This is a genomic window from Williamsia sp. M5A3_1d (genome assembly GCF_053345315.1).
This window is the reverse complement of the sequence record NZ_JBKEZX010000003.1, coordinates 211,128-235,485: the sequence shown is the minus strand read 5'-3', so window position 1 is coordinate 235,485 and position 24,358 is coordinate 211,128. Positions and strand designations below refer to the sequence as shown.

General features: G+C 68.0%; 21 protein-coding genes. 8 read left to right on the top strand and 13 right to left on the bottom strand.

Annotation, left to right across the window (positions count from 1 at the left end; genetic code table 11):
• Nucleotides 1-4 precede the first annotated feature (4 nt).
• Complete coding sequence (locus ACLBW1_RS13540; protein WP_447812362.1) at nucleotides 5-3,886, bottom strand: nSTAND1 domain-containing NTPase; 3,882 nt, start codon at nucleotides 3,884-3,886, stop codon at nucleotides 5-7.
• 161 nt (nucleotides 3,887-4,047) lie between these two features.
• Here ACLBW1_RS13540 and ACLBW1_RS13535 point away from each other — a divergent pair, with 161 nt between their 5' ends.
• Complete coding sequence (locus ACLBW1_RS13535) at nucleotides 4,048-4,365, top strand: LuxR C-terminal-related transcriptional regulator (protein WP_447812361.1); 318 nt, start codon at nucleotides 4,048-4,050, stop codon at nucleotides 4,363-4,365.
• Between the two features lie 104 nt (nucleotides 4,366-4,469).
• On the opposite strand, the gene ACLBW1_RS13530 is transcribed toward ACLBW1_RS13535, so the two are convergent.
• From ACLBW1_RS13530 to ACLBW1_RS13515, 4 genes are all read right to left on the bottom strand, one after another.
• Nucleotides 4,470-5,327: an SDR family oxidoreductase gene (locus tag ACLBW1_RS13530; protein WP_447812360.1), complete on the bottom strand. Its 858-nt coding sequence runs from the start codon at nucleotides 5,325-5,327 to the stop codon at nucleotides 4,470-4,472.
• Between the two features lie 100 nt (nucleotides 5,328-5,427).
• Nucleotides 5,428-6,036, bottom strand: a complete 609-nt coding sequence (locus ACLBW1_RS13525) for a TetR/AcrR family transcriptional regulator (RefSeq protein WP_447812359.1) — start codon at nucleotides 6,034-6,036, stop codon at nucleotides 5,428-5,430.
• Nucleotides 6,033-7,370: a cytochrome P450 gene (locus ACLBW1_RS13520; RefSeq protein ID WP_447812358.1), complete on the bottom strand. Its 1,338-nt coding sequence runs from the start codon at nucleotides 7,368-7,370 to the stop codon at nucleotides 6,033-6,035. The genes ACLBW1_RS13525 and ACLBW1_RS13520 overlap by 4 nt, the downstream gene beginning before the upstream one ends.
• A gap of 72 nt (nucleotides 7,371-7,442) precedes the next feature.
• Complete coding sequence (locus ACLBW1_RS13515; RefSeq protein WP_447812964.1) at nucleotides 7,443-8,420, bottom strand: o-succinylbenzoate synthase; 978 nt, start codon at nucleotides 8,418-8,420, stop codon at nucleotides 7,443-7,445.
• Between the two features lie 104 nt (nucleotides 8,421-8,524).
• Here ACLBW1_RS13515 and ACLBW1_RS13510 point away from each other — a divergent pair, with 104 nt between their 5' ends.
• A complete protein-coding gene (locus tag ACLBW1_RS13510) occupies nucleotides 8,525-9,469 on the top strand; it encodes an oxygenase MpaB family protein (protein ID WP_447812357.1) in 945 nt (314 codons plus the stop codon).
• A 225-nt stretch (nucleotides 9,470-9,694) separates the two neighbouring features.
• Here the strand turns inward: ACLBW1_RS13510 and ACLBW1_RS13505 are convergent, their stop codons facing one another.
• On the bottom strand, nucleotides 9,695-11,200 hold the full coding sequence (locus ACLBW1_RS13505) for a carboxylesterase/lipase family protein (RefSeq protein ID WP_447812963.1): 1,506 nt from the start codon (nucleotides 11,198-11,200) through the stop codon (nucleotides 9,695-9,697).
• 45 nt (nucleotides 11,201-11,245) lie between these two features.
• On the opposite strand from ACLBW1_RS13505, the gene ACLBW1_RS13500 reads away from it, so the two are divergent.
• Entirely contained in the window at nucleotides 11,246-11,542 is a 297-nt protein-coding gene (locus tag ACLBW1_RS13500; protein WP_447812356.1) for an antibiotic biosynthesis monooxygenase family protein, read from the top strand.
• 46 nt (nucleotides 11,543-11,588) lie between these two features.
• Here the strand turns inward: ACLBW1_RS13500 and ACLBW1_RS13495 are convergent, their stop codons facing one another.
• The 6 genes from ACLBW1_RS13495 to rpsL form a co-directional block, all read right to left on the bottom strand.
• The gene (locus tag ACLBW1_RS13495) at nucleotides 11,589-12,434 is read right to left on the bottom strand and encodes an SHOCT domain-containing protein (RefSeq protein ID WP_447812355.1); all 846 of its coding nucleotides are present in this window, start codon (nucleotides 12,432-12,434) and stop codon (nucleotides 11,589-11,591) included.
• Between the two features lie 28 nt (nucleotides 12,435-12,462).
• The gene (locus ACLBW1_RS13490; protein WP_447812354.1) at nucleotides 12,463-13,605 is read right to left on the bottom strand and encodes a HoxN/HupN/NixA family nickel/cobalt transporter; all 1,143 of its coding nucleotides are present in this window, start codon (nucleotides 13,603-13,605) and stop codon (nucleotides 12,463-12,465) included.
• A 142-nt stretch (nucleotides 13,606-13,747) separates the two neighbouring features.
• Nucleotides 13,748-14,938 carry an elongation factor Tu gene (gene tuf / locus ACLBW1_RS13485; RefSeq protein ID WP_434214383.1) on the bottom strand — a complete coding sequence of 397 codons (1,191 nt, stop codon included), beginning with the start codon at nucleotides 14,936-14,938 and terminating at the stop codon, nucleotides 13,748-13,750.
• Between the two features lie 100 nt (nucleotides 14,939-15,038).
• Complete coding sequence (gene fusA, locus ACLBW1_RS13480) at nucleotides 15,039-17,144, bottom strand: elongation factor G (protein WP_447812353.1); 2,106 nt, start codon at nucleotides 17,142-17,144, stop codon at nucleotides 15,039-15,041.
• A 44-nt stretch (nucleotides 17,145-17,188) separates the two neighbouring features.
• On the bottom strand, nucleotides 17,189-17,659 hold the full coding sequence (gene rpsG / locus ACLBW1_RS13475; RefSeq protein WP_188489241.1) for a 30S ribosomal protein S7: 471 nt from the start codon (nucleotides 17,657-17,659) through the stop codon (nucleotides 17,189-17,191).
• Nucleotides 17,659-18,033: a 30S ribosomal protein S12 gene (gene rpsL / locus ACLBW1_RS13470; protein ID WP_045823748.1), complete on the bottom strand. Its 375-nt coding sequence runs from the start codon at nucleotides 18,031-18,033 to the stop codon at nucleotides 17,659-17,661. The genes rpsG and rpsL overlap by 1 nt, the downstream gene beginning before the upstream one ends.
• 375 nt (nucleotides 18,034-18,408) lie before the next feature.
• On the opposite strand from rpsL, the gene ACLBW1_RS13465 reads away from it, so the two are divergent.
• From ACLBW1_RS13465 to ACLBW1_RS13450, 4 genes are all read left to right on the top strand, one after another.
• Nucleotides 18,409-19,416, top strand: a complete 1,008-nt coding sequence (locus ACLBW1_RS13465) for a helix-turn-helix domain-containing protein (protein ID WP_447812352.1) — start codon at nucleotides 18,409-18,411, stop codon at nucleotides 19,414-19,416.
• A 127-nt stretch (nucleotides 19,417-19,543) separates the two neighbouring features.
• Entirely contained in the window at nucleotides 19,544-20,656 is a 1,113-nt protein-coding gene (locus tag ACLBW1_RS13460; protein ID WP_447812351.1) for an NDMA-dependent alcohol dehydrogenase, read from the top strand.
• Nucleotides 20,657-20,831: 175 nt separating this feature from the next.
• On the top strand, nucleotides 20,832-21,137 hold the full coding sequence (locus ACLBW1_RS13455; protein WP_447812350.1) for a DUF427 domain-containing protein: 306 nt from the start codon (nucleotides 20,832-20,834) through the stop codon (nucleotides 21,135-21,137).
• Nucleotides 21,134-22,099, top strand: coding sequence for a DMT family transporter (locus tag ACLBW1_RS13450; RefSeq protein WP_447812349.1), 966 nt, complete (start codon nucleotides 21,134-21,136; stop codon nucleotides 22,097-22,099). The genes ACLBW1_RS13455 and ACLBW1_RS13450 overlap by 4 nt, the downstream gene beginning before the upstream one ends.
• 18 nt (nucleotides 22,100-22,117) lie before the next feature.
• On the opposite strand, the gene ACLBW1_RS13445 is transcribed toward ACLBW1_RS13450, so the two are convergent.
• Nucleotides 22,118-23,497, bottom strand: a complete 1,380-nt coding sequence (locus ACLBW1_RS13445) for an outer membrane protein assembly factor BamB family protein (protein ID WP_447812348.1) — start codon at nucleotides 23,495-23,497, stop codon at nucleotides 22,118-22,120.
• 67 nt (nucleotides 23,498-23,564) lie between these two features.
• Here ACLBW1_RS13445 and ACLBW1_RS13440 point away from each other — a divergent pair, with 67 nt between their 5' ends.
• Nucleotides 23,565-24,350: a phytanoyl-CoA dioxygenase family protein gene (locus tag ACLBW1_RS13440; RefSeq protein WP_447812347.1), complete on the top strand. Its 786-nt coding sequence runs from the start codon at nucleotides 23,565-23,567 to the stop codon at nucleotides 24,348-24,350.
• Nucleotides 24,351-24,358: the final 8 nt, after the last annotated feature.

Below are 24,358 nucleotides of genomic sequence, written 5' to 3'. Positions count from 1 at the left end.
ACTGTCACGTACAGGTCGGCCGGTAGGTCTCGTTCGGGAGGAATCGCGACCACTCGGCTCGACTGATGGGCGCGGTTTTCGACGCGCACGTCTGGGCGACGATGGACTCCGGATCGACCTGCCAGGTCTGTAGAAGACCGCGCGCGCCGATCGCCACCACCGAGCGATCGTCGGGACCGAACATCACGTCGTAGATGCGGCCCGGATACGCCTGCAGCTGCGCGATGATACGCGGGCGTCCAGCCGTTCGAACATCCCAGATCCACACCTTGCCGTCGGCTCCGCCCGCGGCCACCCGGTTGCCGTCACGCGAGAAGGTGGTGCCGTAGATGGTGCTGCTCGGACCGGTCAGCGTGCTCACGACCCTCGGGGCACGCGCGTCACCGATGTCGATCACCTTGGCCTCCTTGCTCGCCGACGCGACCACGATCCGTCGCTCGTCCGGGCTGAAGCGTGCGACCAGCGCCAGCGCGTTGAACACCTTCTGGCGGAACAGGATCTGCGGGCGGGACGGGACCTGCAGATCGATGAGCAGCACGTAGCCCTGCACCGTGGTGACGACGACCCGCTTGCCGTCGGCGGTCAGTGCGGCCCAGCCGATGCCGTCACCGACGTCGGCGCCACCGACCCTGCGCGGTTGCGCCCGATCTGAGATGTCGATGATGGCGAGCGAGTTCGACATGACGCCGCCGACGACGGCCACATTCGACCGGACGCTCACGTCCACTGTCTCCGCCGGTCCGACGAGCGGATCGACCGGCGGCCCGGCGAGGCGGGGTCGTGCCGGATCGGTGTAGTCCCCGAGGTACATCCGGCCGTCGAACGACCCGACCGCGGCGGTGCGGCCGTCGTCACTGAGCCCGAGCGATCCGAACTTCTGACCCGGCGGAGGAGACAACACCGGTCCCCGACGGGCGACTCGGGCCCCGGGAGCCAACGACCATTGAGCCAGCGATCCCCGATCGTCGGCATTGGCGGTGATGAACTGTGTGCCCTGCGCGTCGAAGGCGAACTGCTGGAACGGGTTGGCGATACCGGCCTGCACCGACGGCCGCTGCGGCGGCCACACCTTGAGGGTTCCGTCCTCCGATGCGCTCACGACATGATCGCCGACGAACACCGCAGACGAGACGACGCCGCCGCTGCGAAGGACAGCGGTGTCGGACCCGCCGGTCAGGTCGAAGACCCGTGTGGTGTTGTCGGCACTCGCACCCAGCAGGTAGCGGCCGTCGGCGCTGTAGTCCACCCCGTTGACGAAGCTCTCGAATGCGGCGAAATCGCGGGTGAGCGTGGGTCGGGTCGGATCGGCCATCGAGTAGGTGCGGATGTCGCGGCTGTTGATCGCCACCGCGAGCTCGCCTGTGGGCGAGAACGCGCCGTCACGCGCGGTGACGTCGGAGGCGCCCTGCAGCGGGATCGACGCCAGGGTGGTGACCACCGGCGTGGTGGTCGAATACACGTCGACACGGTTCTTCCCACTCGCGGCGGCCAGCATCCGGCCGTCCGGGGAGAAGCGGACGAAGGTCCCGTCGCCGGCCACGTCGGGCGGCATGGCCACGGGCTGCCAGCGGGGCCCGGCGATCGACGCGACGGACGTCGAGGGTGGCGACGGGACGCTGCGGCGGAACATCTTCACGCCCGCACCGTCTACGGCCACGGCCAGCAGGTCTCCGGTTCGGTTGACGGCGATGTCGCGGATGACGCCGGTGACCGTCGGCACACCCGGGGTCGGCCGCGGCGCGGTTGGATCCGACACGTCCCATTCGGTGAGTGGCCCCGCCCCGCCGACGAACAGGTGGCGGGAGTCGGCGTCGAAGGCCGCTCCGAACAGAGGCTGATCCGTGCCTCCGGCACCGAAGGTCGCGACCTGCCGTTCGATCCCGCGCGTACCGGTGGAGTACAGCCGCACGCGATCATCCGATCCGACCGCCGCGAGCATCGTGCCGCCGGGTGACAGCGTCACCTTGCCCGGCCCCTCGGCGGTGAAGTACCGCACCGGAACCGGGGTGGCGGTGTTGTCCATCAGGGCCGAACGGGCCTCCACCGTCGGCGAGATGCGGTAGGCGACCATCGCGAGCTGCATCGACAGCGCCGGGTCGATCAGGCGCTGTTGATCGGACTGCACCGCGAGGCGGGCCGACAACGCGTCGCGTCGCAGCGTCTCGGCGGTCTCCTTCTGATCCACGGCGTCGGTGCGGGCGACGACGGCGAGCACGGCGGCCAGCAGCGCGACGACCGCGAACACCGTCGCGGCACCGGCGAAGGTGCGGAGTTGTCGCAGCCGGCGGCGATCGACCGACTGCAGGCGGACGCTGCGGGCGTTGGCGAGATCGAGGAACCGTTGCTCGTCGGGGCTGATCCGGGCGCCGTTCTCCGGCGACTGCGCGAACTCGTTGAACAGGTCGAGCCGACCTCCGAAAGGCAGGAGTTCGGGGGCCTCGTCGGCGTCGGACCACACCGCCAACACCGCCTGCAGTCGGCGGTGTTCGAGCAGGTTCTCGCGGTCCTCGGAGATCCACTGGCGCAGTCGCGGCCATGCCGACAGCAACGCCTCGTGGGTCACCTCGGCGTAGGTGTCGCCGACGGTCACCAGTCGGGCGGCGGCGAACCGGTCGAGGACGCCTGCCGCGCGACGCTGTCGGACGTCGCGACTCGTCTCGGCCAGATCGATGTTCGGGGGGAACCCGAGTTCGGCGAGCGGTGCCCGCCGTCGTGAGGCCGACTCGTCGTCGACGTGGGCCATCGCGAGCAGTTGTCGGCGCGCCACACCCTTCTCGGCGTAGTCGAGTTCGGCGTACACCCGCTCGGCGGTCTGCTCCACCGCCCCGCTGATCCGCCCGGTGGCGAGATAGTCACCGACGGTGAGGGTGCGTTTGTCCGATCGCGCCCAGGTCGACAGCAGCGCGTGCGACAGCAGCGGCAACGACCCCGCTCCGATCCCGGCCGCACCGGGACGGAGGTCGCCGAGCAGGAGGTCGACGAGATCGTCGGCGACCTGGAGCCCGGCCACCCGCGCGGGCTCGAGGATGACCTCGCGCACCTGCCGCTCGTCGAGGGCGGGCACCAGGATGTGTGCGTTCTGCAGCGGTCGCGTGAACCGGGGCAGGGATGCCAGCACGCCGTAGAAGTCGGCACGCACGGTGGCGACCACCACGAGGACCTCGCAGTGCGTGCTGAACTCGATCAGGCGCGCCTCGAACCGGTCGCGGCGATCGGCGGCGTGGGAGAGCGTCCACACCTCCTCGGCCTGGTCGATGGCGAGCAGGACCGGGCCGTCGCCCGACGGCAGCTCGGCGAGCGCGGCCTCGAGGGAACCGATCGGGTCGCCGCCGGGGGTCATCAGGGTGTGCCGCCAGGCCTCGAAACCGCTCTCGTTCTCCATCTGGGCGAGCAGTCCCGCACGCAGCACCGACGACTTGCCGGCGCCGGACGGCCCGATGAGGGTCACGAGCGGCATCCGGTCGGCGCCCGGCATCGTCGCCGTCGGGTGGTCGGCCTGCTCGAGGACGGTCCCGATCAGGAGGTCGGTGATGTCGTCGCGGCCGAAGAACCATTCGTGGTCCTCCACGCCGAACGCGGAGAACCCGCGGTACGGGGTGGGGGTCGTCGCCGTGCGCCGACCGCCGGGCCGGCGGGCGCGTTCGGCGGCGGCGATCCACGGTGCCTGGTCCTCGGGACTCTCGACTCCGCATGCGGCCAGCACCTTGCGCAGGGTCGGCTCGTTCTGCGCCGTCGGGGCGTGTTGACCGGAGAACCAACCGCCGACGGTCGGGGTGAGACCACCCGCCCGCGCGGCCGTCTCCCGGATCGACAGACCCGCCGCCGACCGGATCTCCGACAGGGCTCGACCGAGCTCCTCGCGTGTATGGACGTCGTCTGGTCTCACCGGCCACCCTCCCCTGACGTGCAGCGTTCGCGCAGGACACGTCCGGACTTCCGTATGGACTTTGCCAGAAACGACCGTCCGGCTGGCGCCTCCAACGACCGCGAACGATCATCGTTGCATCGCACATGTGTGCGGCTGAACCATTCGGGAGGATCGTACCCATGTCCGTCGCCCACTACTTCGACGACTCGGATTCCACAGACGACGCTCGCGAGCCCCGTCGCACCGTCGCCCTGCGCGTCGTCGCCGACGACCGGCCCGCGCTCTCCCGTCGGGAGGTCGAGGTGCTCCTCGGCTGGCTGGCCGCCGACTCGAAGGCCGAGGCCGCCGAGCGTCTCTACATCACCGCCTCGACGGTCAACACCCACCTCACGCGCATCCGCGCGAAGTACACCGCGGTGGGCCGTCCGGCCCGGTCGAAGGCCAACCTGTTCGCCCGCGCCATCCAGGACGGGTACACCACCCTCGATCAGTGGTGACCGATCGGCGCTGACGCCGAACACAGCGATGAGGCCCCCTCCCGATGTCTGGCGGGAGGGGGCCTCATCGCTGCGCGGGACCGTGGGGGCCGGCGACAGTGGGGTCAGGGCTTGCCGGGTGCGGCGGGGACGCCGTTGACCCGCTTGAGGTACTCGGCGCGCTCGACGTCGTCGTAGCTGAGGAACATGCGGTCCATGCCGGTGAGCTTGCTCGACGACCGCTTCATCGCCGGCGGCATCACCGCGTTCGCGTGCACCCACGCCATCGACCGCGGGACGGTCAGGTGGGTCTTGGTGCCCTCGATGCTGTTGACGACCTGCTCGGCGACCTGCTCGGGTCCGACGGTCTGCACGAAACGGTTCGTGGTGATCCCGGAGATGAGTGCGGTGCGGGTGAACGTCGGGTTGACGGTCTTCACGCGCACGCCCTGCGGCGACAGCTCGTTGTCGCACGCCTCGGAGAACACGATGACGCCCGCCTTCGCGGCGTTGTAGATGGTGAGCCCCGGGACGGGCAGTCGGCCGGCCACCGAGCCGATGTTGATGATCTGGCCCCCTCCGCGCGCGATCATCCGCTTGGCCGCCTCCTGGGTACCGATGACGACGCCGAGGAGGTCGATGTCGAAGTTCCGCTTGACGACGTTGAGGTCGTAGCTGAGCAGCGGACCGGTCGGCATGATGCCCGCGTTGTTGATGAGGACGTCGATGGGTCCCGCCGCGGCCTCGGCGGAGTCGAGGAACGCGGCGAACGACTCGGGGTCGGTGACGTCGAGCGAGAATCCGTCGTGGCCCAGATCGGCCGCGGCCTTGCCGACCGCCTCGTCGTCGATGTCGCCGATGACGACGGTCGCGCCGAGATCGCGCAGCCGGGTCGCCGTCTCGAACCCGATGCCGCGGGCGGCGCCGGTGATGGCGATGACAAGACCGCGGACGTCGGTCGTCTTCTTGTTCCTTCGTGCCATGGGTGACTCCTTGTTCGGTGCGCGACGATGCGTCACGCCTTGATGCGGTCGTGGTGTGGGCTTGCGGGCCCGTGTGGACGTGCGGCGGGGAGCCGGTCGGCTACCAGATCATGGGCGCGAGGTGCCGGGCCGCGAAGTCGCGGACCCACTCGGGCTCCTGCTTCATCGGGTCCGAGGCCGGGACCTCGAGTTGCGAGATCACCAGTCGCACCACGATCTCGACCGCGTCGCGCAGGTCGGGATCGGGCCGTGTCGCACCGACACTGCGCAGTGCGCGCACGGTGCGGTCGGTGACCGCGTCGATGAACATCGACGTCACCGACGACGACGTGATGCCCTTCATGTCGGCGTCCTCGATCACGAGCCGATGCATCAGCGGATCCTTCTGAATCAGCTGCGCGCCGACCGAGAACGCCTCGGCGATGGCCTCTTTCGGGGACAACCCGGTGATCGACAGCTCGAGTGCGCGCATGCCGTCCTGATAGAGACGCGTGGCCACCGCGAGCAGCAGCGACTCCTTGTTCGGGAACCGCCGGTACAGCGTGCTGCGGCTGACCCCGGCGCGTCTGGCGATCTCGTCGACCGACGCGCGCCGCACCCCGGTGTCGGTGAACTCCGCGGCCGCGGCGGAGAGGATCGCGTCCTCCTGGTCACCGGGGCTGTCGGTGTTGCGGGTCTTGCGCCCCGACGCCGAGACGTCCGAGCTCACCGGCGGCGCAGGGTGACGGGGAGCCGGTCCTTCGGGATCGGCAGCGAGCTGTAGTCCATCGGCATCTCGTAGTCGGCGGGGACCGACCACTCGAAGTTGCGGACCAGCTGATGCATGATCGTCTTGATCTCCATCTGCCCGAAGTAGAGGCCGATGCACTTGTGCACGCCACCGCCGAAGGGACTCCAGCCCATCCGGAACTTCTTGTCCTCCGCGCGATCCGGGCCGAAGCGTTCCGGATCGAAGGTCCACGGATCGGTGTAGATGCGCTCGTCGTAGTGATTGAACAGTGACGGCACGGTCACCATCGACCCCTCGGGCACGAAGTAGCCCTGGATCTCGGTGTCGGCCACGGCCATCCGCGGATGCGCGGGCACCGGGGTGCACATGCGCAGCGACTCCTTGAACACCGAGTCGAGCACGGTCAGCGAACCGAGGTCGTCGTAGGTGAGTTCGGAGTCCAGCGTCATCGACTGCTCGTGCGCCTTCTGTTGCCACTGCGGCGATTTCGCCATGCGGTAGCACATCTGGGTCATCGAGATGGTCGAGGTGTCGTGTGCGGCCATGAGGATGAAGATCATGTGGTTGACGATGTCCTCGTCGGAGAACGTCGCACCCTCGTCGCTCTCCGCGTGACACAGCACCGAGAACAGATCGGGGGTGGCGGTGGCCCGCTTCGCGGGGATGTGGGAGTAGAAGAACTCCTCGAGGATCTTGCGCGACCGGATCCCCTTCCACCACCGCGTCCCGGGGACCGGCTTGCGGATCACGGCGACACCGGCCTGCACGGTGTCGAGGAACGCGCTGTTGATGCGGTCGGCCTCGGCCTTGGGCAGTTCGAGTCCGAGGAACACCTCGAGCGCGACGTCGAGGGTGAGGGCCTTGAACTCCTTGAACAGCAGTATCTTCCCGGTCGGGAAGTCCTGCATCCGCTTGGCGATCATCGGCTGCATGAGGTCCATGTACTGGCGGATGGCGACGGGGCTGAAGCCCTGCTGCAGGATCAGCCGGTGGCTGCGGTGCTCCTCGAAGTCCATCAGCATCACGCCGCGGTTGAAGAACGGACCGATGAGGTACGACCACGCCGGCGCGTTGGCGAAGGTGCGCTTCTTGTTCATCAGCACCTCTTCGGCCGCCTCGGGACCCGAAGCGACGACCCACTTGCGACCGAACGCGCTCATGCCGGAGACCTCACCGAACTCGGCGACGCGCTTCTCGTGGAAACCGAACGGGTCGCGGCGCATACCGAGCACCGTCCCGATGCCGCTCTGGGTCGAGAACGGCACCTTCTTCAGTTCGCTACCGGCCGGGATGTCCGAGTCAACCGTTGTCATCGCTGTGCACCTCCATTGGAACAGATGCCAGCAACTGTATCTTTGGGCTCAGGAATTGTCTACTGGGTCACATCACGAGCGTGCGGCCGGATGGCCGTCGGCGAGCAGTGCGTGCACCCTGCGCAACCGGTCGATCCACCAGTCGCGACGCGCCGCCGTCGCCGCCGGGGCGTGCCCGTCGGGGATGACGGTGCGGGGCGCGAGTGCGCCCCGCACCGACGGCGGCGTCGGTGCGACGTCGACCTCGAACAGACTCCCCGTACCGAGACCGCATGCGGGCGGGGCGGACGGGAGGGCGGCCGCGGTCGCGATTCCCGCCGAGATCCCGACGGCGGTGTCGAGGGCGCTGGAGATCACGACGTCGAAGTCGGCCCGGACCGCCCTGATCTGTTCGGCCAGACTCAACACGCGTCGCATCCCTCCGAGGGGTCCCACCTTGAGGACCGCGACGTCGGCCGCGCCGGCACGCACCACCCGCAGCGGGTCCTCCGCGCGGCGGATGCTCTCGTCGGCGGCGATGCGTGTCGAGACCGCGGCGCGCACCGCCGCCAGTTCCTCGATCGACACACAGGGTTGCTCGACGTACTCGAGTTCGCCGAGGGCACGGATCGCGGTGATGGCCTGCGACACCGACCATTTCCCGTTCGCATCGACCCGGACATTGGGCACCAGGGCGCGCACCGCCTCGATCCGCGCCACCTCGTCGTCGAGCGTGTCGCCGGGTTCGGCCACCTTCACCTTGGCCGTCGTCGCTCCGGGGTGGCGCGCCAGGATGGCCGCCACCTCATCGGCCGCGACCGCCGGCACGGTCGCGTTGATGGCGACTTCGTCGCGGATCGCGGCGGGCGGACCCTGGTGGGCGGCCTCGATGCCGGCGGCGAGCCACCATGCCGCCTCGGCGTCGTCGTATTCGACGAATGCGCCGAACTCACCCCAGCCGCCGGGGCCCTCGAAGATCAGGGCCTCCCGCACGGTGATGCCTCGGAACCGCTGTCGCATCGGGAGGGCGACGACGACCGCGGTGTCGAGGATGTCGGTGACCGGTGGGATGTACACACCGTTCACGCTGCCATGTGCGGTGCGCAGTCGTGGTCGCACCCGTCGTCGGATGCGACGACGCGACCGACGGTGAGACGAATGTTAGTATTCGTCTCATGAGCGACGGCGTGATCTCAGCCCCTGGCGACTTCGACGCACGGATCCGTGAGGCGGAGCCGGTGCTCGCCGATCGGGGCGCGAAGCCGATCACCGCGGCACGACTCGGTCCCGACACCCTGATCTGGAAGTTCTACGGCGACATGCGCGGACTGCTGGGTTTCCAGCGTCTCGCGGGCACCGAGAACTGCATCGAGCAACTCGGCCAGGGTGTCGCCGACCACTCGGTGATCTTCGACGACTTCCTCGGCCGCGCGCGACGCACCGGACCGCCCATCATGCGGACGGTCTACGCGGCCGACGCGCAACACTGGGGTGCGACGGTGCGCGACTTCCACCGCGACATCAAGGGCACCATCAGCGACGGGTCGCGCTACCACGCGCTCAACCCCGAGTTGTTCTACTGGGCGCACGCAACATTCGTCGACCAGGTGCTCTACGTGACCGACACCTTCATCCGTCGGCTGTCGTACGCCGAGAAGTGCCGGATCTTCGAGGAGAGCAAGACCTGGTACGCGCTCTACGGCATCAGTGCGCGTGACCAACCGCAGACCTACGACGAGTTCTGCGCCTACTGGGATCGCATGCTCGAACGGTTCGTCCCGCACAAGACGATCGTCTATGCGACCGGCTATCTGCGACAGGGGCTTCCACGACCGCGTCGTGTGCCGGCGCCGGTCTGGCGCGTGGTGTCGGTGCCGCTGAACGCGGCCCTGCGCACCATCGTCATCGGGACGCTGCCGCAGCAGATGCGCACGGTGTGCCGCCTGGAATGGTCACCGCGCCAGGAGCGTCGGTTCCAGCGCTTCGCCGCGTTCATGCGCGCGATCAACCCTCTCGTGAACCGACTGCCGCAGAAGTGGCTCTACACGCCCTGGGCCCACGATGCCTGGACCGCAGCCGGCATCGACCCACGCCCCCTGCACAACCGCGCCGATCACTGACCGACGCGCCGAGCGTGCCACAACACCCCGCCGAGCGTGCCGAAAAGCGCCACCGAGTGGGCCGACGACGTGAGCGTTCGCATCGAACGGATGACATCTGCACGCTCGGGGCGACGTTTCGGCACGCTCGGCGGACATCATCGGCACGCTCGGGACAAGGTTTCGGCACGCTCGGGGAGAGGTTTCGGCACGCTCGGCGGGCGTTATCGGCACGCTCGGCGGCGGTCAGCTCTGCCGGAAGACGGCCAGTTCGTCGGCGCGCGGGTCGACGACCACGGCGCCCGCGTCGAGCGCTGCGTCGCCGAAGGTACGCACCGGACGACTCGCGCCGACCCGATCCCATCCGGGATCGCCGGTGGTGGCGAATCGGAGCCAGGTGGAGTGCATCTCGTCGGCCAGCTCCTGCGGCGGCGTGGGTCCGGTCAACTGCGAGGAACCACGCAGGGTGTCGAACACGAACGCCAGTTCCAGTGCGTGACAGGCACGCAGGTCGCGCACGGGTGTCGGCCAGGCGAATTCGTACTGCCACGCCGACTGATCCCGTCCGGCGAGCGCATCGACGAGATCGGCTGTGCCGGAACGGAACGAGTAGTCGGTGAACATCGCACACATCACGTCGCCAGGGGTCTCGGCGGGTCGGTTGCGGGTGTAGACGTCCACTGCGTCGGCGCCGACACCGAGGCGGCCCACGATCCCGGGCAACATCTCGGCGGTGACGACGCCGGCGAGTCCGCTCGGGACGAGGAAGAACCGCATCTCGTCTCGGGTCGTACCCGCCAGCACCTCGACGCCGCGACCGGCGCCGGCCCGGATGGCGTCGATCGGCAGCGAGGGCAGGACATCGCCGTCGATGGTCGGGAACAGGCTCATCACGCCGAGTCCGCGGGCGATGGTGGTCGCGCCCCATCGGTTCGGGTCGGGATCGGTGACCAGCGCCAGACCCAACGCGTCCTGGGCCCTCTGCAGTTCCTGGGTGGGCAGGTCGGCGACACCGACGACCGTCGGCGGCAGACCCAACGTCTCGGTGAACTCGCTCGCGACGAGCCGGGCGTCGGCGAGATCCGAGGCCGACACCGCGTTGCCGCTCTGCACGATCGCGCGCCGGAAGAGCCCCTCGGCGTGGGGTGACGCCAGCAGCGCCGCGATGCTCATCGCGCCGGCCGATTCACCGAACACCGTCACCTGGTCGGGATCGCCGCCGAAGCCGGCGACGTTGTCGCGTACCCATTCCAGCGCCGCGATCTGATCACGCAGTCCACGGTTGTCGGGGGCACCCGGGAGGCTGAGGAAACCCAGGGCGCCGAGGCGGTAGTTGATGCCGACGACCACGACACCGTCCCGTGCGAACGCAGCGCCGTCGTAGGTCGGCAGTCGATGTGTCCCCCGGGTGAACGCACCGCCGTGGATCCACACCATGACCGGGAGTCGCCCGGTGCCCGGTTCGGGTGTCCACACCGACAGGTTCAACGCGTCATCCCCGTCGACGATGACACTCGGCAACAGCTCGGAGGTGGGCGCCGGGTACGGGCCCTGCGGTGGGGTCGGTCCGTGTTCGCTCGCAGGCCGCTCGCCCTCCCAGGGCTCGACCGCACCCGGTGCCGCGAAGCGGGCGGCACCGACGAGGGGCGCAGCGTAGGGGATGCCGAGGAAGGCATGCACGATGGAATCGCCGACCGGGACCCGCCGGCCCCGCACCACACCGGCACTCGTCGACACCCGGACACCGCTCATGTTCTCGTCGCCACTCACCGCCCCCACTGTGCCACGCTGATCGACGTGATCGTCGAACACGCACTCCTGCAGGTGACACCGGGACGGGGCGAGGAGTTCCGCGCCGCGTTTGCCGAGGCGAAGTCCATCATCGCCGCGATGCCCGGTTTCTCGAACCTCCGTCTGTCGCGCGGCATCGAGCGCCCCGACGTCTACCTGCTCCTCGTCGAATGGCGCACCCTCGCCGACCACACCGAGGGTTTTCGCGGCTCACCCGAGTACCAGCGGTGGCGGGAGTTGTTGCACCACTTCTACGACCCGTTCCCCGTCGTCGAGCATTTCGACCCGGTCGACGCCGCATGACATCCCGCGGCGACCGCAGAACGGTCGTCCGACCGGAGGTCGGCGATCAGAGCGACTCGAGGATTCGCGAGCGTGCCGTCGCATACTCGGACTCCGTGATGGCCTTCGTGACCCGGAGGTTCTCGAGTTCGGCCAGGCGCTGACCCACGGTCTGTTCCGACGCGACAGGGGTGTCGGCCGAGGCCCCGGTCGCGGACTGCGGGACCACCCCGCGCACCACGCCCATCACCTCCGCGCGCGCCGCGGGGTCATCCCCGATGGTCAGGCCGTCGCCCTTGATGCCGTGCGCCTTCAGGATCCGCAGGACCTGCAACAACGGCCCAGATCGTCCGCACAGATCGTAGGTCGTACCGTCCGCGGGATCGGTGAGGACCGCTGGCACCACACCCGAGAGCAGGGCGCTGCGCGGCCAGTCGATGACGAGGTGCTCGGTTCCGGGCACGACGAGCACGGCGAGGCGCCGGGCGTTCACCACGGGTAGATGGATCAGCGGCACCACTGTCTTGTTCGACGCGTCGAAGGTCGCGATGCCGTCGCCATGGACACGCAGCGACAGTCTCATGACCGGCTGATCGTTGATCTGCACGCCGGTCTGCTCCACGGCGGTGATGTCGGCCGCAGCGAGTACGCCCGACACCTCCAGACGCGCCATCGTGTCCGCCGTCCGCACCCGCGCGAACGAGATCACCACCGCCGCAGCGACATCGATCGCGGTCACCGCGACACCCCAGTAGAGCATCCAGCCGATTCCCGGTTCGTCGATGACGACGTACATGACCAGGAAGATCGGCCCGACGATGCCGAAGAGCATCATCTGGGCGAGCGTCGTCAGGAACACGCGAGGGAATCCGCGGCGCCGTGCAGGCGCGGCGGAATCGCCTGAAACGGTCATGGACTACAGAAGATAGCGCCTGATCCGGTCACCGACCAGAGGTGCGCGGGACCGCGACCCCCTCGGCGCTGTCGGTGTCGAATCGTGCGTCCACCCCGGCGAACTTGTAGTAGACGAGGGCGCCGATCCACACCACGACGAAGGTCGCGACGACGAGCTGTCCGATCCGCTCGAGATCGAACGCGGCGACCACGTCGAAGACGCCACCGGCGAGACCGAGTTCGTCGGCGAGCAGGGTGAGGATCTGCAGTGTTCCGACGACGACGGCCAGGAACACCGTCAGCCCGGTCATCGTGATGTTGTAGTAGATCTTGCGGGCCGGCGTCACGAACGCCCAGCCGTACGCCTTCGACATGAACACGCCGTCGATGGTGTCCATCGTGGTCATCCCGGCGGCGAACAACACCGGCAGCGCGATGATCGCCAGCGGCGGCAGTCCGCCGGCGATCGCGGTGGTGCCCGCGATGGCGAGCAGGCCGACCTGGGTGGCGGTGTCGAATCCGAGCCCGAACAGCAGGCCGAGCGGGTACATCTGCCACGAGTGGTTGATCAGCCTGTCGTAGCGTCCGCGGAACAGCCTGTTCATCAGGCCACGCCTGGCCAACAACTCGTCGAGGGTGTCGGCGGAGAACTCGCCACGTCGGGCCCGCCGCCACACCTTCACGATGCCGAACAGGACCACGATGTTCAGTGCGGCGATCAGGTACAGGAAGGTCCCCGAGACGAGGGTGCCGACGATGCCTCCCGGCCCGGAGAACGCCTCCTGGAAGGCCGTGGCCTTGGCGGCGACGACGGCGATCGCGCCGACGAACACCAGCACCACCGTCGAGTGGCCGAGCGAGAAGAACAGCCCGACGGCCAGGGGCCGCCGACCCTTCTGCAGCAGGAAGCGCGTGGTGTCGTCGATGGCGGCGATGTGGTCGGCGTCGAAGGCATGCCGCATCCCCAACGTGTACGCGAGCAGTCCGGCGCCCGCGTAGACGAGGGTCCCGTCCGAACCGGTGAGCTCGTGGATGCGAGGGATGGAGTTGTAGTGGACGAACAGGCCCCAGCCGATCAGGTGGAGCGCCACGAGGAATCCGACGATCATCGCCAGACGCGGGAGCTCGTCTCGCGTGAAACGACCCATCTGCGCGCCGGCGTCGCGGCTGTCGATGTCGGTGGCGGTCACAGCTGTCGACACTATTCGAGGTCACGTCCGTCGGCGCGTCGAAGGTCCCACGCACAAGAACGCCCGACCCCTGACGGGATCGGGCGTTCTCGGTGATGCGTTCCCGCGTCAGACGCGGGAGGGTGTCACTTGTCGATCAGTGTCACTTGTTGATCTTGGTGACGCGGCCGGCACCGACGGTGCGGCCACCCTCACGGATCGCGAAGCGCAGGCCCTCGTCCATGGCGACCGGCTGGATCAGCTTGACGCTCATCTCGGTGTTGTCACCGGGCATGACCATCTCGGTGCCCTCGGGCAGGGTCACGACGCCCGTCACGTCAGTCGTACGGAAGTAGAACTGGGGACGGTAGTTGTTGAAGAACGGGGTGTGGCGACCACCCTCGTCCTTCGACAGGATGTACGCCTGGCCCTCGAACTCGGTGTGCGGGGTGGTGGTACCCGGCTTGATGATGACCTGGCCACGCTCGACGTCCTCGCGCTTGAGGCCACGCAGCAGCAGACCGGCATTGTCGCCCGCCTCTGCCGAGTCGAGCAGCTTGTGGAACATCTCGATGCCGGTGACGGTGGTCTTGGTCGACTTCTCGCGGATGCCGACGATCTCGACGTCCTCGTTCACGTTGACCGAACCACGCTCGACACGACCGGTGACGACGGTGCCACGACCGGTGATGGTGAAGACGTCCTCGACGGGCATGAGGAAGGGCTTCTCGGTCTCGCGGACCGGGTCCGGCACCGACTCGTCGACGGCGGCCATCAGCTCGGCGATCGACTCGCCCCACTTCTCGTCACCCTCGAGGGCCTTGAGAGCGGACACCTTGACGACCGGCGCGTCCTCGTCGAAGTCCTGGGCGGCCAGCAGCTCGCGGACCTCCATCTCGACGAGCTCGATGATCTCCTCGTCGTCGACCATGTCGGCCTTGTTCAGCGCGACCAGGATGTACGGCACGCCGACCTGGCGGGCGAGCAGCACGTGCTCACGCGTCTGGGGCATCGGGCCGTCGGTGGCCGCCACGACCAGGATCGCGCCGTCCATCTGGGCGGCACCGGTGATCATGTTCTTGATGTAGTCGGCGTGACCGGGGGCGTCGACGTGCGCGTAGTGACGCTTCTCGGTCTGGTACTCGACGTGGGAGATGTTGATCGTGATACCACGAGCCTTCTCCTCCGGCGCCTTGTCGATCTGGTCGAACGCGAACGCGGCGTTGAGGTCCGGGTACTTGTCGTGCAGAACCTTGGTGATGGCCGCGGTCAGCGTGGTCTTGCCGTGGTCGACGTGACCGATGGTGCCGATGTTGACGTGCGGCTTGGTCCGCTCGAACTTCGCCTTACCCACTTGATGTCCTCCTGGACTGTCATGCGCCTGAGGCTTTCTCAGCCGCAAAGTTTAGATGTTGCTTGTTCCGTCGGGACGTGTGTCCCGACGAAGGTGGTTACTACTCGCCTGTCGCCTTCGCGATGATCTCCTTCGAGACGTTCGCGGGAACCTCCGCGTACGAATCGAACACCATGGAGTAGTTCGCACGGCCCTGGGTCTTCGACCGGAGGTCTCCGATGTAGCCGAACATCTCCGACAGAGGGACCTGCGCCTTGACGACACGGGCACCGCTGCGCTCCTCCATGGCCTGGATCTGGCCACGGCGCGAGTTGAGGTCGCCGATCACGTCACCCATGTAGTCCTCGGGCGTGATGACCTCGACGGCCATCAGCGGTTCGAGGATCACGGGGCCGGCCATACGGGCGGCCTCCTTGAGTGCCTGCGAACCGGCGATCTTGAACGCCATCTCCGAGGAGTCGACGTCGTGGTACTGGCCGTCGAGAAGCGTGAACTTCAGGTTGACCAGCGGGTAGCCGGCCAGCACGCCGTACTGCATGGCGTCCTGGGCTCCGGCGTCCACCGACGGGATGTACTCGCGGGGCACGCGACCACCGGTGACGGCGTTGACGAACTCGTAGGTCGCGCCGTCCTCGGCGTCGACCAGCGGCTCGAGCTTGACGATGACCTTCGCGAACTGGCCCGATCCACCCGTCTGCTTCTTGTGGGTGAAGTCGTGCTTCTCGACGGTCTTGCGGATCGTCTCGCGGTAGGCCACCTGCGGCTTGCCGACGTTGGCCTCGACCTTGAACTCCCGCTTCATGCGGTCGACCAGGATGTCGAGGTGGAGCTCGCCCATGCCGCCGATGACGGTCTGGCCGGTGTCCTCGTCGAGCTTGACCGAGAAGGTCGGGTCCTCTTCGGCGAGCTTCTGGATCGCGGTGCCCAGCTTCTCCTGGTCGGACTTGGTCTTGGGCTCGATCGAGACCTGGATGACCGGGTCCGGGAAGCTCATCGACTCCAGGATCACCTGATCCTGCGGATCGCACAGGGTGTCACCGGTGGTGGTGTCCTTCAGTCCGATCACGGCGTAGATGTGTCCGGCGGACGCGGTCGGGACCGCGTTCTCCTTGTTGGAGTGCATCTGGAAGAGCTTGCCCAGACGCTCCTTCTTGCCCTTGGTCGAGTTGATGACCTGGGCGCCGGAGTCGACCTTGCCCGAGTACACCCGGACGTAGGTCAGCTTGCCGAAGAAGGGGTGCGTCGCGATCTTGAACGCGAGCGCCGCGAACGGCTCGTCCGACGACGGCTTGCGGGTGAGGAGCTTCTCCTCGTCGCCCACGGCGTGGCCGGTGACCGACTCGACGTCGAGAGGCGACGGGAGGTAGTCGATGACCGCGTCGAGCATGGGCTGGACACCCTTGTTCTTGAACGCCGAACCACACAGCACCGGGTAGATCTCGGAGTTCACCGTCATCTTGCGGATGGCGGTCTTGATCTCGTCGATCGTCAGCGGCTCGCCGCCGAAGTGCTTCTCGAGAAGCTCCTCGTCGGACTCGGCGACCGTCTCGAGCAGCTCCTCGCGGTACTGCTCGGCCCGCTCGACGAGCTCGGCCGGGATGTCGATGGTCTCGTAGGACTCACCGAGCTTGGTCTCCCCGCGCCAGACCTTCGCCTTCATCTCGACCAGGTCGACGATGCCCTCGAAGTCGTTCTCGGCACCGATGGGCAGCTGGATGACCAGCGGCTTGGCTCCGAGGCGGTCCTTGATGGTCTGCACCGTGAAGTAGAAGTCGGCGCCGAGCTTGTCCATCTTGTTGACGAAGCAGATGCGCGGCACGTCGTACTTGTCGGCCTGACGCCACACCTGCTCGGACTGCGGCTCGACACCCTCCTTGCCGTCGAACACCGCGACCGCGCCGTCGAGGACGCGCAAGGAGCGCTCGACCTCGACGGTGAAGTCGACGTGGCCCGGGGTGTCGATGATGTTGATCTGGTTGTTGTTCCAGAAGCAGGTGGTGGCAGCAGAGGTGATCGTGATGCCACGCTCCTGCTCCTGCTCCATCCAGTCCATGGTGGCTGCGCCGTCGTGGACCTCACCGATCTTGTACGAGATACCGGTGTAGAAGAGGATGCGCTCGGTGGTGGTGGTCTTGCCGGCATCGATGTGGGCCATGATGCCGATGTTGCGGACCTTGTTCAGGTCGGTCAGCACGTCCTGTGCCACTTATCTGCCTCGCTCTTTCGCGTAGAAGATGTTGATTGGGGTTGTCACCAGCGGTAGTGCGCGAAGGCCCGGTTGGCCTCGGCCATCTTGTGGGTGTCCTCGCGACGCTTGACCGCTGCGCCGAGACCGTTGCTGGCGTCGAGCAGCTCGTTGGCGAGGCGCTCGACCATGGTCTTCTCGCGGCGCTGCCGGCTGAAGGTGACCAGCCAGCGCAGGGCGAGGGTGTTCGCACGGTTGGGCTTGACCTCGATGGGCACCTGGTAGGTGGCACCACCGACGCGGCGGCTCTTGACCTCGAGCGCGGGCTTTACGTTGTCCAGCGCGCGCTTGAGGGTGATGACCGGATCGGTGCCGGTCTTCTCGCGAGCCTGCTCGAGGGCCTGATAGACGATCCGCTCGGCGGTCGACTTCTTGCCGTCGAGGAGGATCTTGTTCACCAGCTGGGTGACCAGCGGCGAGCTGTAGACCGGGTCGTTGACGAGGGGGCGCTTCGGGGCGGGTCCTTTACGTGGCATCAGCCCTTCTCCTTCTTCGCGCCGTACTTGCTGCGTCCCTGCTTGCGGCCCTTGACACCCTGGGTGTCGAGCGAGCCGCGGATGACCTTGTACCGCACACCCGGGAGGTCCTTCACACGACCACCGCGGACGAGCACCATCGAGTGCTCCTGCAGGTTGTGACCCTCACCGGGGATGTAGGCGGTGACCTCGACCGAACTCGTCAGGCGCACGCGGGCGACCTTGCGGAGCGCGGAGTTCGGCTTCTTGGGGGTGGTGGTGTACACGCGGGTGCACACGCCACGCCGCTGCGGGCTGCCCTTCAGCGCTGCCGTCTTCTGCTTGGCAGGCTTGTCGTGGCGGCCCTTGCGGACCAACTGGTTGATTGTTGGCACTGGTTGTTCGTCCTTAGGTTCGGCGGTGTTCGTTGTCCACTGTGGTTGGTGCTCCGGGCAGGTGAACCGGAGATGAACTCCGGCGCAACTCCACAGTTCGCCCCACCAGGCTCGAAAGCGCTGGTCAGTACTAGTTTGTTCACCCCACTGTCGGGCGTGTCGAATCTGCCGACAGGTGGTGGTCGTGTCACCCGCACACTGCCCTCGCCGGGCGGGAACAGACCGGCGATCGATGGCATACGGATCAGCCCGGCTGTTGCCAGGCACCAGCGGTCAACTGTACCGACCGCATCAGGTCAGGTCAAAAACGATCCCCGAGCCCTCCCGCGACCGATTCCACCTCGGCGTATGCGCTGTTGGACGTATGTTTCGCACATGTCCGAGATCGACGGAGGCGAGTTGGTCAGGGCCGAGATCGCCAGGTCGTGGCAACGGGCGCGCCGGGCGGGGCTGCAGCCCGCAGACTCGGCGACCCTGTTCAGTGTGTCCGAGGTCGACCGGCGCAGTCGACTCCTCGCGGCGGCGGCACCGGTGCTCGACCGGATGGAGAACGTCCTCGCCGGCACCGGGTTCTGTGTTCTCCTCGCCGACCGTGACGCCCGCCTGGTCGACATGCGGTTCGGCTCGCACCAGGTGCACGACGTGGTCTCCGAGGTCGGCGCCCAGATCGGCCGGTCGTTCACCGAGGAGACCTCCGGAACCAACTCGATCGCGACGGTGCACGCGTTGCGGTCGCCCATCGCGGTTCGCGGCGCGGAGCACTACATCGACGAGCTCAAGCGCTTCAGCTGTTACGGCCACCCGCTGCATCACCCGGTGAGCCGTCGTATCGAGGGGATCCTCGACATCACCTTCCTGCAGTCCGAGGACAACCCGCTGTTGGCTCCCCTGCTCGCCCAGGCCGCACACGACATCACCGAGCGACTGCTCGAGCAGACCCGGACCGGCGAGCATCTGCTGCTGCGCCATTTCCAACGTGCGGGGGCACGCCGACGCGGAGCACCGGTGGTCGCCATCGCCGACGAGATCGTCCTCGAGAACGCCTCGGCCGGTCAGCTGGTGGGTCCGGCCGACCACACCGCGCTGCGGGCACTGACCGACGGTGCGATGAACCGCCGCGGACACGTACCGCGGGTGATGCTGAGTTCCGGTCACGCGGCGTCGTTGCGGTGGGAGCGACCCGAGGGCGGCGGCTTCGTCATCGAGATCGACCTCATCGACGACGGGACCGCGGTGCTCAACGCCCTCGACCGCGCGACCCGCGACGCCATCGTCTCCGAACTCGATCACCACGGCGGCAACAAACGCGGGACCGCCCAGGCCCTGGGCATGAGTCGAACCACCCTCTACAAGCGGATGCGCGAACTCGGCATCGACGGCTGAGCCGTCCCGGCCGCATCGTCGGCTGATCTGTCCAGAAGTTGGACACCCCTCGACAGTGACGCGCGTCACCATGGCAGGAGAGCGCGCACACGACCGACAGGTGCGCCGATGAGGAGGGACTTCGACGATGAAGACCAAGGCAGCAGTTCTGTTCGACGCCGGGAAGCCGTTCGAGATCCTCGAACTCGACCTCGACAAGCCCAAGGACGGCGAGGTGCTGATCAAGTTCACCGCCGCCGGGCTGTGCCACTCCGATCTGCACCTCACCGACGGCGACCTGCCACCCCGCTTCCCGATGGTCGGCGGCCACGAGGGCGCCGGGATCATCGAGGAGGTCGGCGCGGGTGTGACGAAGGTGAAGCCCGGCGACCACGTGGTGTGCAGCTTCATCCCGAACTGCGGGACATGTCGCTACTGCTCGACCGGACGGCAGTCGCTGTGCGATGTCGGCGCCACCATCCTCGACGGCTGCCTGCCCGACGGCACGTACCGATTCCACGCCGGCGGTGACGATTTCGGCGGCATGTGCATGCTCGGCACGTTCTCCGAACGCGCGGTGATCTCGCAGTACTCGGTGGTGAAGGTCGACGACTGGCTGCCGCTGGACAAGGCGGTGCTCGTCGGCTGCGGTGTGCCCACCGGCTGGGGTTCGGTGGTGTACGCGGGCAACGTGCGCGCCGGCGACACCGTGGTCATCTACGGCATCGGCGGCATCGGCATCAACTCGGTGCAGGGTGCGGTGCACGCGGGCGCCAAGTACGTGGTGGTCGTCGACCCCATCGCCTTCAAGCGCGACACGGCCACGAAATTCGGTGCGACACACACCTTCGCCGATCCCGCCGAGGCGCAGGAGAAGATCACCGAGCTCACGTGGGGTCAGGGCGCGGACTGCGCGATCGTCACCGTCGGCACCGTCGAGGAGGATGTCGTGTCGGCGGCCATCGGCGCGGTCGGCAAGGGCGGCACGGTCGTCCTGACCGGGTTGTCGAGTCCGGAGAAGTTCACGGTGCACTGGCCCGGTATCGATCTGACGCTCAACGAGAAGACGATCAAGGGGTCGCTGTTCGGGTCGGCCAACCCGCAGTACGACATCGTGCGGCTGCTGCGTCTCTACGACGCCGGTCAGCTGAAACTCGATGAGTTGGTGACCTCGACCTACACGCTCGAACAGGTCAACGAGGGCTACCAGGACCTGCGCGACGGCAAGAACATCCGCGGCGTCATCCTGCACGACAGCTGACGGCCCGCGGACCGATGTGCCCCGGAGTCCCCACGGCTCCGGGGCACGCCTCGGTCCGGCGGGGCGCCGCGGAGGGAACAGCGCGGACGCGCGCCGCGTTGGTCCCCACATGTCTCGCACGACGCTCGTCCCCGGCCCGGATCACCCCATCACGGTGGAGCCCACGAACGCGCCCGTGACCGTTCGTGTCGGCGACACCGTCGTCGCCCGCACCGACTCCGCGCTCACCCTGCGGGAGGCGGGATATCCGGCGGTGCAGTACGTCCCGGTCGGCGATGTCGACTCCTCGGTCCTGCGGGAGTCCGACACACACACCTGGTGCCCGTACAAGGGCGAGGCGTCATACCGCGATCTCGTGGTCGAGGGCCGCGAGTTGCCCGACACGGTGTGGTTCTATCCGCACCCGCACGACGCCGTCGCCGAGGTGGCCGATCACGTCGCGTTCTACGCGGACCGGGTCGACATCACCGTCGGCGGGTGACCGTCGCCGGGGGGACTTCCGGGAGTCCGTCGGTCGTCGTCGCCGGTGACAACCCGTTGTCGGGCTCTCACGGCCGGCGGGACGCCACCTGGTTGATCGCGGTGTCGGCGTCGCTGTGGGGTCTCGACGGTCTGCTCCGCAAACCTCTGGCGTCTGATCTCGCCGCGGGCACGATCGTGCTGTGGGAGCACATCATCCCGATCGTTCTGCTCGCTCCCTTCCTGCCGTCGGCGATCCGCGCCTTCGGCCGCCTCGGTCTGCGGGACAAGGCCGCGGTCGTGGTCATCGGGGTCGGGTCGTCGGCCGTGGCGACGGCGCTGTTCACGCGGGCGTTCACGATCGCCGGGAGCAGCGGCGACTTCATCACACCCCTCGTGCTGCAGAAGCTGCAGCCAGTTCTCGCGATCGCGCTGGCGGTGGTACTGCTCGGCGAACGGCTACGCCCTCGCTTCGCGCTGTACGCGGTCCCCGCCCTCATCGGCGCCTGGTTGCTCGCCTTCGCCGACCCCCTGCACCTGAGTGTGTCCGAACTCGAACCGGCGCTGCTCGCGCTCGGCGCCGCCGCCCTGTGGGCGGTGGGCACCGTCCTCGGACGGTGGGTGTCGCCGTCGCTGACACCACGCAACCTCACCACCCTACGACTCGGTTTCGGCACCATCGGGGCGTTCGGCGTCGTCGGTGCGACGGGTGCGCCCGTGCTGCCGACCTGGGGCGACGCGGTCGGTCTCGTTCTGCTGGCGCTTATCCCGGGACTGCTCGCGCTGGCGCTGTACTACCGCGCCCTGCAGTCGACCCCGGCCTCGCGGGCCACGCTGGGCGAACTCGCCTTCCCGGCCACCGCCGCCGTCGTCGGGGTGCTCGTGCTGGGCACCACCCTGGCCTGGTCGCAGTGGGCGGGACTGGCGATCGTCGCCCTCACGGTCACCGCGATGGGCGTACGCGAGGCCCGCGCTCCCCACTGAATCACCGCCGCGGCCGGCTCACCCGTCCTCGCCCTTCCGTGCACGCCACACCGAGATCGAGTTCCCCTCCGCGCGAACGATGTCGCGGCCGGAGCCGGAGACCGCGGTCAGCGCGATCACACCCGGAGACGGTGACCGCGACACCACCGACCACACGATTCGACCGGTGACGGCGTCGATCGAATGCATGCCGGTGTCGTCGCCGAACACGAAGAGGCGTCCGTCGGTGACACCGGAACGAACGTAGAAGGCGCCGGCCGATGGAGTCGTCCACATCCGACGGCCCGTGCGGGTGTCCATGCCGATCAGCCGACCGTCCAAAGACGCCGCGATCAGCGTGGATCCGACGATGGCAGGCGTGACACCACCGTCCGGCCTCCCCCAGTCGAGGACCGGATCACGCCACAGGAGTGCCCCGGTGCGTGGGTCGAACACACCGTTCCCCATCACCACGGGAGCGAAAGGTGTTGACGTCACCTGTGGTGGAAAAGAGCCGCCGGGAAGGCTCAGGCGCTGGGTCACAACCGCTGCCCCGGTGTCGTCGAGCAGTCGCTCGATCCCCTGGGGGTAGGTCTCCGATCGGAACAGGAGGTCGCCGATCGCGGTGACGGCGCCGTCGGACGCGAAACGTCTCGATGCGGTGTCGAGGGAGTACACCGCGGATCGGGACCCGATGTCGCCCTGCGCCGGAGCTCCGACGATGAACACGTTCCGCTCGGGCACTACATCGCTGATCGACGCCCCGAGCCCGGCATCGGCGACGGACCGCGTCGTCGCGGTCGGGGACTCCACGGTGCCTGTGGCCAGGACGACCGAGGTCGTCGAACCGGTTCCGCGGGTACCGCTCACATAGGTCGACCGGCCCGCCACCTCCACACCGGCGATCGTGAAATCCGGTGTCGCCGCGCCGCGTACACGGCCGGTCGCGGTGTCGACCACGATCACCCGTGTCGGCGACCAGCAGGCGATCGCATCGGCGATCGGCCCGTCGGTGCAGTTCGCCACCGGTCCGACGGAGCGCCTCCAGATGGGCGTCCCGTCGGCGCGATCGATCCCGACCAGGGTCACGTCGGCGATCTCGTTGAACGCCCGCGGCCGACCCACCGCCGCGATCAGGTTCTCGGCCGCGTCGACCAGGAGTCCGTACCCGTTCGTGTCGGTGCCCGGGTTCGGCACGGACAGCAGGACGTCACCTGGTCGGGTCGCCACACGGGTCGCGTCGAGCGTCCAGAGCGGGGTGGGTCGGACACCGAGTCCGAGCGACCGCAACGCATCAGCCTCACGGCGCTCGTCGTAGTGACGGCCGACCACGTAGCTGGCGACACCCGAGGCGATCGTCGCCAGCGTCACCATCGTGATCACCAGGATCCTGGTCGTCCGTACGGACAGAGTCGGCATGTCGGAGAACCTAGTCGGTGGAAAACGAGTTGCCCGACCGGGTTCGGCGTGTCCAGACTGATCGGCGATGACACTCACCGACGACGACCTCGTGACCTTCGCCCGCGACGGCTACGTCGCGATCCGCGGCGCGATCGACCGCGCGACGATCGACGACTGTCGGGCTCAGCTGTGGGATCTGCTCGACGAGTCCCCCGGCGATCCACGGACCTGGACCGAGCCGGTGCGCCGCGTCAACAGTCCGATGACACCGCCGTTCGCGACCGCGGCGCGCGCGTCGGCGCTGACCGTGGCGTACGACCAGCTCGTCGGCCCGGGGCGCTGGACACAGCGGATCGAACTCGGCAACGTCGCGATCCGCTTCCCCTCCGACACCGACGCGAACGACACCGGGTGGCACATCGACGCGAGCTACCTGCCGCCCGGAGCGAGCCGGTATTTCATCAACGTGTCCTCCCGCGACCGCGGTCTGCTGATGCTGTTCCTGCTCTCCGATGTGGGCGACGACGACGCACCCACACGGATCCGGGCCGGGTCGCATCTCGACGTCCCGCGCCACCTCCTCCCCTACGGCGACACCGGCGTCGACATGTTCGATCTCGTCGGCGTCCTCGACGACATCGGTTCCCGCGATGCACCCGGACGTCCCGAGGTCCTGGCCACCGGCGCTGCGGGCGACGTCTTCCTCTGCCACCCGTTCCTCGTGCACGCCGCGCAGGTGCACCGGGGAACCCGGCCACGGTTCATGTCGCAACCGGGTTTGATGCTCACCGAACAGTTCGACCTCGACCATCCGCGATCACCGGTGGAGCACGCGATCTGCGCAGGATTGGGCCCCTCGACCGCCGGGTAGTCGACGGG

What these genes read in the sequence shown, in the direction of transcription:
- ACLBW1_RS13495 (WP_447812355.1), bottom strand. Translation starts at nt 12,434, where the DNA reads ATGACCGTTTCAGGCGATTCCGCCGCGCCTGCACGGCGCCGCGGATTC.
- ACLBW1_RS13440 (WP_447812347.1), top strand. Translation starts at nt 23,565, where the DNA reads ATGACACTCACCGACGACGACCTCGTGACCTTCGCCCGCGACGGCTAC.
- ACLBW1_RS13520 (WP_447812358.1), bottom strand. Translation starts at nt 7,370, where the DNA reads ATGACAACGGTTGACTCGGACATCCCGGCCGGTAGCGAACTGAAGAAG.
- ACLBW1_RS13530 (WP_447812360.1), bottom strand. Translation starts at nt 5,327, where the DNA reads ATGGCACGAAGGAACAAGAAGACGACCGACGTCCGCGGTCTTGTCATC.
- ACLBW1_RS13445 (WP_447812348.1), bottom strand. Translation starts at nt 23,497, where the DNA reads ATGCCGACTCTGTCCGTACGGACGACCAGGATCCTGGTGATCACGATG.
- ACLBW1_RS13535 (WP_447812361.1), top strand. Translation starts at nt 4,048, where the DNA reads ATGTCCGTCGCCCACTACTTCGACGACTCGGATTCCACAGACGACGCT.
- rpsG (WP_188489241.1), bottom strand. Translation starts at nt 17,659, where the DNA reads ATGCCACGTAAAGGACCCGCCCCGAAGCGCCCCCTCGTCAACGACCCG.
- ACLBW1_RS13510 (WP_447812357.1), top strand. Translation starts at nt 8,525, where the DNA reads ATGAGCGACGGCGTGATCTCAGCCCCTGGCGACTTCGACGCACGGATC.
- ACLBW1_RS13505 (WP_447812963.1), bottom strand. Translation starts at nt 11,200, where the DNA reads ATGAGCGGTGTCCGGGTGTCGACGAGTGCCGGTGTGGTGCGGGGCCGG.
- ACLBW1_RS13460 (WP_447812351.1), top strand. Translation starts at nt 19,544, where the DNA reads ATGAAGACCAAGGCAGCAGTTCTGTTCGACGCCGGGAAGCCGTTCGAG.
- ACLBW1_RS13465 (WP_447812352.1), top strand. Translation starts at nt 18,409, where the DNA reads ATGTCCGAGATCGACGGAGGCGAGTTGGTCAGGGCCGAGATCGCCAGG.